Raw genomic sequence first — 11,535 nt, 5'->3', positions numbered from 1 at the left:
ATCGACCTGGCTCTCGTCGGCGGTGGGGCCGGCAACGAAGGGGGTGGAAGTCATGGCTCAGGTGCAGCGAAGGGACGACGCAAACAACGGGAAAGAGTGGAAGACACCTTTCCGATCTGTTTTGAACCTAGGGGTGGCCGAGGGTGCCAACGGGCGGGTTAGCTGAGAGTGTGCTTAGAGCACCTGGCCCGTGAGCATGAAAAACGGCCAACCCCCCTGCAAGGCAGGGAATTTGGCCGGATTGAGAGTTGCCTGAGAGGCGCCCGATGGGGCTCTCAGTGCTGCTGTTTTGTGACCCCTCAGCGGGCTTCGGTGAAGGCCGAATTCATCGTGCGGGCGATCGGCTGGAAGATGTAACGCAGCACGCTGCGGCGGGGCCCCTGGATGTCGGCCACCAGGGTCATGCCCGGCAGGATCGGATAGAGCTTCTTCTGCGGGTCCACATACTGACGCTCCAGGGCGATCTTCACCCGGTAGTAGTACTGCCGGTCGTCGGGGTTCTGGAAGGTGGTGGGGGAAATGCTGCTCACCACCCCTGGAACGAAGCCATAGATGGTCGAGTCGTAGGGCTGGAGCTTGATCTCCGCCTTCTGGCCCACCTTCACAAAGCCGATGTCGGAGGGGCGCACGCGCGCCTCCACCACCCGTTGGGTGCCCTCGGGCACCACCGTGGCCACCACGGCGCCGGGGGCCACCACCGCCGCGGCATTCTTGAATTTCACGTCTTGAACCAGGCCGCTGGCGGGCGAGAGGATGCTGGTGCGCTCCAGCTGGTTCTTGACCCGCTTGATGTCTTCGCTCACCACCGCCTCCTCGTTCACCAGTTCGGCGATCTTGGAGTCGTTCTCCAGGCGCTGTCCCGAGTTCAGGCTGCGCAGCTTGGCCTGGGCCTCGCTGAGCAGCTTGTAGGACACCGACCGGTTGCCCCGCAGTTCCGCCAGCCGCGTGTTCGAGGCCGCCAGTTCCCGCTGGGCATTCACCACCTGCAGCCTGGAAACGGCGCCGATGTTGTCGAGTTTTTCGTACATCGACACCCCCTGGCGCAGCAGGCTCTGCTCGGTGAGGAACTTGCGCTCCTGGTCGTTGAAGCGGGCGATTTCCGCTTGCTTCTGGGCGATCTGGGCCTTGATCGTGTCCACCTGATCGCGGGTGTTCTGCTCACGGCTGCGCAGCAGGTCTTCCTGGGCGTTCTGGACCCTGTTGCCCAGGCTGCCCAGTTCCTTACTGGAGTCAGGGAGCTTGTCGCTGCCGCTGAGCGCCGCCCGCAGCTGGGCCTGCTGAAGCGTGAGCGCCTGCAGCTTCTGTTGCATCGCCAGGTACTGGCTGCCCAGGAGATTGGGCCGCAATTGCAGCAGCAGCTGCCCCTTCTGCACCTGATCGCCTTCTTTGACCGCCACCTTCTCGACGATGCCCCCCTCCAGGTGCTGCACCGTGTAGACGTTGCCCTCGGGAATCACCTCACCGGAGGCATGCACCACCTCGTTGATCGGGGTGAGCGCTGCCCAGGGGATGAAGATCAAAAAGGCCGCACCGATGCCGTAAAGGGTGAGCTTGAGGTAGCGGTTGTCGGGTTTCTCCTCCAGCTCCAGGGCCTGGCTGAGGCGGTTGCGCCCCACCAGCCCGATGGTGTCCACCTGCTCGAGGCCCGGCAGTTTGCTGATCAGCCCAGAGCCCGGAGGCAGGGCCATGTCGTTGCCGGAACTAGGGGTGATGGCGGAAGGGCCGGCGGAGGTGGGGCCGCCGGGGGTGTTGGAGGAGTTGCTCATGGGATCAGAGGAGGGCGGGGCGTGGGGCGGTGATTCAGGGGGCTGATTTCTGCATCTGTTGGCGGAGCTCTTCAGCGGTTCCTTGGAAGACGGTGACGCCCTTGTCGAGGATCACCAGCCGATCGGCCAGCTCCAGCAGAAGTTTGTTGTCGGTGGCGAGGATCACACTGCGCTGCTGGCCGCTGAAGGCGCAGCGCCGCAATTTGGGCAGGGCATCGACCACCGTCTGGAACTGACCCGGGGCCAGGCCCTGGCTGATGTCATCGATCAACAGGATCGGCGCATCCTTGATGATCGCCTGGGCCAGGGCGATCAGTTTGCGCACCCCCAACGGGATCTGATAGGTGATCTCGTTGGTGAGCGGCGTGAACAACCCATCCGGCAAGGCTTCGAGGGTTTCGAGGATGCCCAGATCAGCGCAGACCCGGCGCACACCATCAACGGTGGCATCGGAGTTCATCGCCGTGAGGTTCGACCACAGCGTGCCCGGCAGCAGTTCCACGTTGGTCATCACGTAGGCGATGTTGCGCTGGAGACCATCGGTGCTGAACTGGCGGTAATCGCTGCCATCGAAGAGCAGGGTGCCACTGGCCAGGGGGTAGAGCTGGTCGATCACCTTGAGCACCGCGCTCTTGCCGGAGGCGGCATGGCCCGTGACCGCCAGGATCTGGCCCGGTGTGACCGACAGCGACACCCGGCTCAGGGCCAGTTGGGCGTCGTTGCCCAGGCGGCAGGCCAGCGAATCCAGCAGCAGGTTGCCGCGCAGGCGCGGAACACTGCCTTCACTCGACGCCTTGCTCACACCCCGGAGCTTCAGGAACGATTCCAGCTGCTTGTACTGATTGAGCATGCTCGTGTAGCGCAGCACCGCGTTCATCAGTTGCTGGAAGGGGGTGAAGATCCTCCACACGAAGAACATCGCCGCGATCAGGCTGCCCATCGCCGCCGGATCCTTCAGCTCACCGGAGGTGATCAGCCAGGCCCCCGCCGCCAGGGTGAGCACACCGGCCAGCTGGGAGGTGGTGCTGATCAGCACCTGCAGGCGGCTCACCTGCTTGTTGAGCTCCAGGCCACTCTTGCTGCTCTCAGCCGAAAGGCCGCGCAGCCGCTGCAGCCAGACCCAGCCGATGTTGGAGGTCTTGACCTCCAGGAAGCGCGACACCAGTTCCTGCTGGGCCAGACCGATGCCGGTGCCGGTGCTGAGGCTGAGCTCGGCGGCGCCGGCGTAGTAGCGGGCCAGGAAGAACACGATCAGGCCGCTGACGATCATCAGGGCGATCGGCACCATCACCAGCCAGCCACCGATCACCGCCACCGCGGCCAGATACACGACGATGAAGGGGAAATCCAGCAAGGCCGAGGCCAGGGGCCCTTGCAGGTAGCCCAGCAGGCTGTCGAGGTTGCGCAGGCGGTAATAGAGGCCATTGCGGCCAATTTGTTCAATCTGGCGGTAATCCAGTGAGAACAGCTTCTCAACGATGCCCACGCCCATCAGGCTTTCGATTCGCCCCGCCAGCAGAGCCAGCTGACCCGAGCGCCACTGGCGCAGGATCCAGTCGAGGCCGAACAGCACCACCACCCCCAGGAAGATCCAGAGGGTGGAAATGATGCTGTTGCTGGGGATCGAGACCGCGTAGATCGCCCGGATGTAGAAGGGCAGCGCCAGGGCCAGCAGGCTGAGGCCGAAGCTGATGGCGTAGAGCACGCCGATGCGGTTGGTGAAGCGGTAGAGGATCTGCTTCAGCAGGCTGGAGCGATCGACGCTCGCCTTTTCCTGCAGCAGCACCACCTGGCCGCCGGGGGTCAAGGTGGTGGGGTCGGTGCGACCGGTGACATTGCCGGCGATCACCTCGCCGTGGCTGTCCCGGGAGAGCACATAGGGGGTGCCCTCAGGGCTGAGGTAGAGGGCCGGCAGCAGGTGGGGGTTGAGCTGGCCCCAGCCCTGCAGCACCTCCAGGCGGCTGCCGTAGCCCAGGCGCAGCAGCACATTGCGCACGTCCACCAGATCCATCTGGCGGGGGTCGGCGCTGATCAGCTCGAACAGCTCCTCGGGCCGGCCCGTCCACAACAACTGCTGCAACAGCAGCCGCAGGCAGAAGGCCATGGGCGCCTCGGCACTGAGCGTGATGTCGCGCAGCAGCACATTGCGGCTGGTCATCGGGCCACCTCCAGGTTCAGCGCGGGAAGATCAATCGACTGGTCGGTGAGGGCCTTGAGGGCGTTGCCGGCCCCGCAGATCAGCACGGTGGTGCGGCCGTGGGTGCGCTTGAGCAACTTCGCGAAGCCATCGATGAACTCCTTGCCGTAGGAGCACTCGCTCAGGTCGACCAGCAGCAGCCGGGGCTCCATCGTCACACCCCGGATCAACTGGAACTGCTGCAGGGTGTCGCGGGAGAGCCCGGTGGGGACGGAGCCACCCAGGGGCGTGCTGTAGCCGTCGGAGAGGCTCCTGACCTTGTCGTCGGTGCCCACCAGCACCGACCAGAACAGGGCCTTGCGGCTGTAGCGGTTGGGCTGGAAGGAGGTGATGTTCTGCAGCAGGGTGCCGTCGAAATACGCCTGGGCCGGATCCACGTAGATCACCTCCCGGCGCAGCCGCTCACGGTTGTAGTCGGCAATCGAGAGGCCATTCACCTGCAGATCCAAGTCGGTTTCGATCTGCAGCAGCGAGAGGAACAGGTGCCGGGCGTCGGCACCGCTGCTGGCGTCGCGCACGATCACCGCCTCACCGGCGCCAATGGGCGGCAAGGCCTGGCCGTTGATGCTGAATTGGAGGCTCTGCTCCAGGGCCAGGTCGGCGCTTCCACCCGCCGGTTCCACCGGCAGGGCCATCAGGGTGTCGAGCTCGTCGCGGGCATGGATCAGCCGGCGGTAGCTGCTCCAGAGGCCCAGGGCCTGCTGCCAGGGCTGCAGGATCTTGCCCCCCAGCAGCAGGCAGGCGGCCAGGGCGCCCACCAGCAAGTGGCCGCTGATCACCATGAAGGCCCCCCAGGTGACCAGGGCGGCCATGGTGACCTGGTTCATCAGGCTGCTGAACGCCTGGTATTGACCGGTGGCGTTGCTGTTCTGCATGCGCTGCCAGGCCAGGCGCTCCTGGCGCTCCTCGTTGCCGATCAGGAAGAAGCGCCCCAGCCCGTTCGACTTGATCAGATCAATCGACGACATCAACTGGGATTGGTAGTTGACCCGCTCCAGCTCCAGTTCATCCTTCTGGCGTGAGACCGCTTCGAAGTCGCGGGCGAACTGCAGCGAGCGCAACAGGTAGATGACGATCGCCAGCACCGCGATCAGGCCGACACTGCCGCCGATCAGGAACAGCACCAGCACGAAAAACAGGGAAAAGCACAGGTCGATGGCCGTGGTGAAGGCCTGGATGGCGCTTTCATCCCGCAGCAGGTTGATGCTGTTGAGCCGCTCGGCGTGGGTGGAGGGGGGCTCCTTGAGGTAGTCGCCCAGACGCATCTGGGTGAAATGCGCCAGGGCCTCCATGCGGCGCTGGTGCTCCACCCGGGCGCCATCGAAGCCGGTGAGCCCGGTGCGCACCGTGCGCAGCCAGCCGGACACCGACAGCAGCACCACCACCCCGATGGTCAGCAGGGTGAGGCTGGCGAAGGCCTTGGTCGGGAGAACAGTGGTGTAAACGAGGTTGATGTAGATCGGTGAGGACAGCTCCAGCAGGTTGATCAGAATGGAGCTGACCACGATTGGTCCAACTTGGTATTGACTCCAATCGGTGTCCTTGAGAGATTGAAAGAACTGGTGGTTGCGCAGTTCCTCGATCAGATCGAGCTGGCGGTCGATGAAGTCTTTGATGCCCGCCCCGATGGATCGCAATCGGGTTCCGGCCCCAGGCAAGCTCACGGCTCGAACCACGTCGGTAAGCCTCAGTCCAACGAGTGAATCAGAACCAAGTTAATGCGTTACCCACGCTTTGGCTTCCATCGAGGGACAAACTGACAATTTCTGTGTTTCCCTCGCTGGCGGTTCCTACTTTTCGGTGGCGCCACTAGTCTGAACGTTCTGGCTTCATCCCCCAGCATGCTCAGGATCCGCCTTCCGGCCCCCCAGGTTCAACTCGAGCTGATTGGCACGGGTCGTGGCAACCGGCAGCCGTTTCAGGTGCTCGGCCCCACCACCGAGGTGGCCTTCGTCGAGGAACTGCTGGAGCAGCAATTCGGTGGGCTCACCATCAACCCCGCTGAACTGTTCAGCTTCCTCGGCAGCGATCCCTGGGTGCAGGAGCGCTTCAGTGCCCCGGAACTGGTGGACGGCGACCTCAACGCAACCGATACCGGCGAGCAGACCTTCCAGCGCCAGACCCTCGGCGACAAGCTCGTGCAGGCGGGCTTCCTCGAAATCGATGAGCTCGAAAAGCTGCTCGAGGATTACCGCCCCTTCGCCGGTACCCAGCGCTTCGGGGAGTTCCTCAAGCTCAACCTGCAGGTGCCCCCCCAGTTGCTGGAGCTGCTGCTCAACCCCACCCTCTTCGATGGCGGCGGCTTCAACGACAAGCGCCTGGGCGATCGGTTGGTGGAGCTGAACGTGATCACCGCCGAGCAGCTTCAAGCGGCCCTGGCCGTCCAGAAGCAGGGCGGTGGCCTGCTCGGTGAGGTGCTGGCGAAGCAGGGGTTGCTCAGCGAGCGCATGGCGCGCTTTTTCTCCAAGGCCCAGATCAACACCCAGGGCCAGATCGAATACAGCGGCAGCTGAAGCGGGCGGCTCAGCGCCAGAGGGCATCGGCCATACGGCAGGTCTGAACGATCGCTCCCACGTCGTGGACGCGCACCAGATCGGCCCCCGCCGCCACCAACCGGCAGACCACGGCGGCCGTGCCCCAGAGCCGGGCCCGCGGCCGCGGTTCGCCCAGCAGCTCACCGATGAAGCGCTTGCGCGAGGGGCCCACCAGCAGCGGAAACCCCTCCGCGCGCATCGCCGAGAGGCCCTCCAGCAGCGCGAGGTTGTGGGCCGTGGTCTTGGCGAAACCCAGGCCCGGATCCCAGATGATCTGCCCGGCGGCCAGGCCGGCCGCCAGGGCCCGATCGGTGGCCCGCAGCAGTTCCGTGTGCACCTCGGTGACCACATCGCCATAGACCGCCAGGCCGTCCATCGTTGCGCTGGTGCCGCGGTTGTGCATCAGCACGTAGGGGCAACCGGCGGCGGCGATCAGGGGCAGCAGATCGGGGTCGCGGGCGCCGCCACTGACGTCGTTGATCCAGTCGGCTCCCGCCTCCAGGGCCGCTGCGGCCACGCTGGCCCGGAAGGTGTCGATCGAGAGCAGCGGCGGGGCTGGGGCACCTTCGAAGGCTGGCTCCGAGAAGCTGCTGCGGATCGCCCGCAGGCTCGGCAGCACCCGGCGCAGCTCTTCTTCGGGCTCCACCTCGCTGGCGCCGGGCCGGGTGCTCTGGCCCCCCAGGTCGAGCACGGCGGCCCCCTGGCGGGCCATGCGCCGGGCGGCGGCCACGGCGGCTTGGGGGCTGGTGAGCCGGCCCCCGTCGCTGAAGGAATCGGGGGTGAGGTTGAGCACCCCCATCACATGGGTGCGCTGGCCCCAGGCCAGGGTGCGGCCCGGCGGCATCAAGCCGTGACAGGCACCTGGTAGCCGGCGATGCGGGCAAAGCCGGCCGGGTCGAGGGAGGCACCCCCCACCAGCACCCCATCGATGTCGGATTGAGCCATCAGCTGGTCGATGTTGTCGGCTTTGACCGAGCCGCCGTACTGGATCGTGATCTCAGGGAAGCCCACCCAGCCACGGATCAGGGCGCAGATCCGGTTGGCCTCGGCCGCTGCGCAGGTCTTGCCGGTGCCGATCGCCCAGATCGGCTCGTAAGCGACCACGAGAGCCGCGGGATCGAGCCCGTCCACCCCCTGCTCCACCTGGCGGCGGATCACCCGTTCGGCCTCACCTGACTCCCGCTGGGCATCGCTCTCACCGACGCAGAGGATCGGGATCAGCCCTGCCTCCTGGGCCGCCCGCGCCCGGTGGTTGATCTGCTCGTCGGTTTCGCTGTAGTACTTGCGCGGCTCGCTGTGGCCCACGATCGCGTGGGTGACGCCGTGCTCCAGCAGCATCGGCGCCGAGATCATGCCGGTGTAAGCCCCCGATCCATCCCAGTGGACGTTCTGGGAAGAGATTTTGATGGCGCTGCCGCTCAGGGCCTCGCTCAGGGCCGCGATCGCCGTGAACGGCGGCGCCAGGATCACCTCGCGATCACTGGGAAGATCGGCCACCAGGGGCAGAAAGGCCTCGGCGAAGGCCCGCGCTTCGGCGCAGGTCATGTGCATCTTCCAGTTGCCTGCGATCACCGCCTTCGCCACAGAAGATCCCTCGCCAAACCTGCCCATCAACCTAAAGCGCGGGGGTGCCGGGCACGACAACGGTCTGGCCCCTGATCTCCACCCGGTCGCCGGGGAGCAGCTGGCGGCCGCGCCGTTCCTCCAGCTCACCATTCACCTTCACCTCCCCCTGCTGGACCCAGAGCTTGGCCTCGCCGCCGGTGGCCACCAGGCCCTGCCATTTGAGGAATTGATCGAGCCGGAAGCGCACCTCGCTCCGCTCCGGGCCTAATTCCTGGGGCGCGGAGGGGGCCAAAACTTCACTGATAGGGTGCCTCGATGCTCGCACCACCGTCGGCTGGCTTCCGTCGGCTTCTGCCGCTGCTCAAGCCCTACCGCCGCAACCTGGTGGCCGGCGGCCTGTGCATGCTCGTGTTCGTGGGCTGCTGGCCGCTGCTGGCCTGGCTCGCCGGCCAGCTGATCCCAGCGATCGGCGCCGGCGATTTCCCCCGGGTGCTGCGGGTGGTGGCCCTGGCCCTGGCGGTGTTCATGGTTCAGAAGCTGGCCCAGTTCGGCCAGGACACCCTGCTGGCGGGCCCCGCCCTGCAGGTGAGCCAGGACCTGCGCCGGCAGCTGTTCGCGCGGCTGCAGCGGCTCGAATTCGGTGCCCTCGAGAAGCTCTCGTCGGGCGATCTCACCTATCGGCTCACCGAAGACGCGGACCGGGTCGGTGAGGTGATCTACAAGACCATCCAGGACACCACCCCCAGCCTCCTGCAACTGGTGGTGGTGTTCGGCTACATGGTCTTCCTCGATTGGCAGCTCTCGGCAGCCACGCTGCTGCTGGCGCCGCTGGTGGCGGCGCTGGTGAGCGTGTTCGGGGCGCGGGTGATGGGGGCGGCCGAGCGCAGCCAGAAGCAGGTGAGCGAACTGGCCTCCCTGCTGGGGGAGGCGATCAGTGGCCTGCCCCTGGTGCGCGCCTTCGCCGCCGAACCCTGGCTGCAGGAGCGCTTCGAGCGCGAAATCGACCTGCACCGCCGCGCCCGTTACCGCACCCAGCGGCTGCTGGCCCTGCAGTTTCCCGTGGTCGGTTTTCTCGAGGCGGCCGGAATCCTGACGGTGCTGCTGATTGGCTCCGCCCGCATCCAGGCCGGCGGCCTCGACAGCCAGGGCTTCAGCAGCTACATCGCCGCCCTGCTGATGCTGATCGATCCGATTTCCCACCTCACCACCAACTTCAACGAGTTCCAGCAGGGCCAGGCTTCCCTCAAGCGCCTGCGGGGCATCGAGCAGGAGGCGGTGGAGGAGCCCGACCGCCCCGATGCCCTCCCCCTGGGCCCGGTGCAGGGGGGGCTGCTGCTCGATGGCGTGGGCTTCGCCTACAGCCCCACTCAGCCGGTGCTGAACGACCTCAGCCTCGAGATCAAGCCGGGCCAGGTGGTGGCCCTGGTGGGGCCCTCCGGGGCGGGCAAGAGCACGCTGTTTTCGCTGCTGTTGCGCTTCAACCGGCCCAGCCAGGGTCGGATCCTGCTCGATGGCCAGGACCTGGGCGACCTCAGGGCGGCCGACCTGCGCCGAGCCCTGGCCCTGGTGCCCCAGCAGAGCAGTGTCTTTTCCGGCACGGTGGCCGAGACGATCCGCTTCGGGCGTCCCGCCAGCGATCAGCAGCTGCGCCAGGCGGCGCGGCTGGCCAATGCCGATGGCTTCATCGAGGCCCTCCCCGGCGGCTATGGCGCCCGCATCGAGGAGCGCGGCAGCAATTTCTCCGGCGGCCAGCTGCAGCGGCTGGCGATCGCCCGGGCGGTGCTGGGCAATCCGGCGGTGCTGCTGCTCGATGAAGCCACCAGCGCCCTGGACGCGGAGGCCGAGGAGGCCGTCCAACAGGGCCTCAAGCAGGCGATGGCCGGCCGCACCGTGCTGGTGATCGCCCACCGGCTCGCCACCGTGCAGGAGGCCGATCTGATCCTCGTGCTCGATCAGGGGCGGATCGTCGAGCGCGGCAGCCATGATCAGTTGATGGCGCAGGCGGGCCGCTACCGCGAGCTCTGCGAGCGCCAGTTGATTCGCGTCAGCATCTGAACCCCCAGCGCCTCAGGTCATGGCTGACTCCGCCGATCCCCCCCTTCCCTTTCAGCTCTGGGAGTACCGGGTGATCCACATCAATGTGGAGAACAACGCCCCTCCCGAGGCGCCCAATCCCCAGGTGGCGAGCCAGAAGCTGCAGGGGATGCTGAGCCCGGAGTTCATCGCCCGGGAGTTTCCGCAGCAGTACGGCGCCCCGCCGCCGCCGCGTCACCCCGCCGAACAGCTGCAGTTCTTCCTCAACCTGCTCGGCAAGGAGGGCTGGGACATGGTGGGCTCCGAGCGGGTGGGGGTGCTGCTGATGTTCTTCTTCCGGCGGCCGCTGCGGCCCCTTCCCAAGGCCCTGCCTCCCCCCGCCAGCGCGCAGGAGGCCCCAGCGGAGGAGGGCCTGGCAGACGGCCCCTAACCTGATCGGGCTCCCCCCCGTGCAGGCATGACCGACGAACTCCAGCAGCCCCCCGTTCTCACCTTCGAGGACAAGCGCTACGACCTCAACAACCTCCCCGATGACGTCAAGGAGCTGGTGCGCGGGATGCAGGTGGCCGATGCCCAACTGCGGCTCCACGAAGACACCCTCAAGGTGCTGGTGGTGGGGCGGCAGTCGCTGGCCTCTCAACTCAACGAGCGGCTCAAGACGATCACCCCGATGCCCTGAGGCCAGGGGCCGTGGCGATCACTCGCCCAGGGCGCCCAACTCCTCGAAGCGGAAGCGTTGGTGGCTCGTGCCGCCTTCGGCTTCGGGGTCTTCGGTTTCGATCAGCCGCTCGGCCAGCACCCAGGGGCCGCCGTCGCCCAGGGGCACAAAGCTGTCGGTGAAGGAGCTGGCGCCACCCTTGGCGGCCCCGGTGGCCGGATCGCTGTAACGGCTGCTGTAGGTGTGGCTGAGGTAGCCCGCACCGGTGTCGGTGGTGCTGCCGGTGAAGATCGTCACCACCGTGCCGTGGATGTGGCGGTGCACCATCGTCACCACGTCGTTCTTGATGCGGTAACGATCACCGGCGTTCTTGCCGCCCACGATCACCTCCACGCCCACGTCATCGGTGTCGCCGGCGGAGAAGGTGTTGGCGCCATGGGTCTGCTCGAAGCTGCGGCGGACCCGGTGGATCGCCACCTCCCAGAGCTGGGAACCCACCGCCTTGGTGACCGCTTCGTCGTCGCAGCCCTCCACCTTGGCCTTGAGATCGGAGCTCACCTCAAACGTGCCCTGCTCGCGCCGCTCGCCCTGCTCCCAGATCCAGCGGCCGCGGTAGCCCCCGAACTCCGGATCCCAGGTGTAGCGGTTCTCGTAGGCGGCGCGGAAGGCCTCCCGCAGGTCGCTGCCCGGGGCGATCGGTGTTTCGGCTGCTGGGCTGTTGGCCTTAGACGCCGCCGGATCGAGGGAGAGAAAGATGGGCATGGGGGAAGCTCAAGCGTC

Annotated in this window: 11 protein-coding genes; 4 read left to right on the top strand and 7 right to left on the bottom strand. The window is 66.5% G+C overall.

Going from position 1 to position 11,535, the window contains the following annotated elements:
• Window positions 1-299: 299 nt before the first annotated feature.
• The 3 genes from KBZ13_RS14225 to KBZ13_RS14215 are packed head-to-tail and all read right to left on the bottom strand — an operon-like array spanning window position 300 to window position 5,600.
• Window positions 300-1,766 (bottom strand): HlyD family type I secretion periplasmic adaptor subunit, encoded by a 1,467-nt coding sequence (locus KBZ13_RS14225; protein WP_255010310.1) that lies wholly within the window; start codon window positions 1,764-1,766, stop codon window positions 300-302.
• Between the two features lie 34 nt (window positions 1,767-1,800).
• The gene (locus KBZ13_RS14220) at window positions 1,801-3,924 is read right to left on the bottom strand and encodes an ATP-binding cassette domain-containing protein (protein ID WP_255010308.1); all 2,124 of its coding nucleotides are present in this window, start codon (window positions 3,922-3,924) and stop codon (window positions 1,801-1,803) included.
• A complete protein-coding gene (locus KBZ13_RS14215; protein WP_255010306.1) occupies window positions 3,921-5,600 on the bottom strand; it encodes an ABC transporter transmembrane domain-containing protein in 1,680 nt (559 codons plus the stop codon). Before KBZ13_RS14215 ends, KBZ13_RS14220 begins: the two co-directional genes overlap by 4 nt.
• A gap of 204 nt (window positions 5,601-5,804) precedes the next feature.
• On the opposite strand from KBZ13_RS14215, the gene KBZ13_RS14210 reads away from it, so the two are divergent.
• A complete protein-coding gene (locus KBZ13_RS14210; RefSeq protein ID WP_255010305.1) occupies window positions 5,805-6,476 on the top strand; it encodes a hypothetical protein in 672 nt (223 codons plus the stop codon).
• Window positions 6,477-6,486: 10 nt separating this feature from the next.
• On the opposite strand, the gene folP is transcribed toward KBZ13_RS14210, so the two are convergent.
• From folP to KBZ13_RS14195, 3 genes are read right to left on the bottom strand one after another with little or no spacing between them, the layout of a single operon-like run.
• A complete protein-coding gene (folP, locus tag KBZ13_RS14205) occupies window positions 6,487-7,341 on the bottom strand; it encodes a dihydropteroate synthase (protein ID WP_255010303.1) in 855 nt (284 codons plus the stop codon).
• Window positions 7,341-8,081 (bottom strand): triose-phosphate isomerase, encoded by a 741-nt coding sequence (gene tpiA / locus KBZ13_RS14200; protein ID WP_255010300.1) that lies wholly within the window; start codon window positions 8,079-8,081, stop codon window positions 7,341-7,343. Before tpiA ends, folP begins: the two co-directional genes overlap by 1 nt.
• 31 nt (window positions 8,082-8,112) lie before the next feature.
• Window positions 8,113-8,355, bottom strand: coding sequence for an RNA-binding S4 domain-containing protein (locus KBZ13_RS14195; protein WP_261359063.1), 243 nt, complete (start codon window positions 8,353-8,355; stop codon window positions 8,113-8,115).
• Window positions 8,356-8,378: 23 nt separating this feature from the next.
• On the opposite strand from KBZ13_RS14195, the gene KBZ13_RS14190 reads away from it, so the two are divergent.
• From KBZ13_RS14190 to KBZ13_RS14180, 3 genes are read left to right on the top strand one after another with little or no spacing between them, the layout of a single operon-like run.
• The gene (locus tag KBZ13_RS14190; RefSeq protein ID WP_255010298.1) at window positions 8,379-10,118 is read left to right on the top strand and encodes an ABC transporter ATP-binding protein; all 1,740 of its coding nucleotides are present in this window, start codon (window positions 8,379-8,381) and stop codon (window positions 10,116-10,118) included.
• 19 nt (window positions 10,119-10,137) lie between these two features.
• Entirely contained in the window at window positions 10,138-10,527 is a 390-nt protein-coding gene (locus KBZ13_RS14185) for a hypothetical protein (protein WP_255010297.1), read from the top strand.
• 27 nt (window positions 10,528-10,554) lie between these two features.
• Entirely contained in the window at window positions 10,555-10,776 is a 222-nt protein-coding gene (locus tag KBZ13_RS14180) for a DUF6447 family protein (RefSeq protein ID WP_255010294.1), read from the top strand.
• Between the two features lie 18 nt (window positions 10,777-10,794).
• On the opposite strand, the gene KBZ13_RS14175 is transcribed toward KBZ13_RS14180, so the two are convergent.
• Window positions 10,795-11,517, bottom strand: a complete 723-nt coding sequence (locus KBZ13_RS14175) for a DUF3386 domain-containing protein (RefSeq protein WP_255010292.1) — start codon at window positions 11,515-11,517, stop codon at window positions 10,795-10,797.
• Between the last annotated feature and the right edge of the window lie 18 nt (window positions 11,518-11,535).

Source organism: Cyanobium sp. ATX 6F1, from assembly GCF_024346315.1.
Taxonomy (GTDB): Bacteria; Cyanobacteriota; Cyanobacteriia; order PCC-6307; family Cyanobiaceae; genus ATX-6F1.
Note: the sequence above shows the minus strand (reverse complement) of the source record. Positions and strands in the feature narration are given on the sequence as shown.

Coding starts and splice junctions, on each gene's coding strand:
- KBZ13_RS14180 (WP_255010294.1), top strand. CDS start 10,555: ATGACCGACGAACTCCAGCAGCCCCCCGTTCTCACCTTCGAGGACAAG.
- folP (WP_255010303.1), bottom strand. CDS start 7,341: ATGCCGCCGGGCCGCACCCTGGCCTGGGGCCAGCGCACCCATGTGATG.
- KBZ13_RS14225 (WP_255010310.1), bottom strand. CDS start 1,766: ATGAGCAACTCCTCCAACACCCCCGGCGGCCCCACCTCCGCCGGCCCT.
- KBZ13_RS14190 (WP_255010298.1), top strand. CDS start 8,379: ATGCTCGCACCACCGTCGGCTGGCTTCCGTCGGCTTCTGCCGCTGCTC.
- KBZ13_RS14175 (WP_255010292.1), bottom strand. CDS start 11,517: ATGCCCATCTTTCTCTCCCTCGATCCGGCGGCGTCTAAGGCCAACAGC.
- KBZ13_RS14185 (WP_255010297.1), top strand. CDS start 10,138: ATGGCTGACTCCGCCGATCCCCCCCTTCCCTTTCAGCTCTGGGAGTAC.
- KBZ13_RS14210 (WP_255010305.1), top strand. CDS start 5,805: ATGCTCAGGATCCGCCTTCCGGCCCCCCAGGTTCAACTCGAGCTGATT.
- KBZ13_RS14220 (WP_255010308.1), bottom strand. CDS start 3,924: ATGACCAGCCGCAATGTGCTGCTGCGCGACATCACGCTCAGTGCCGAG.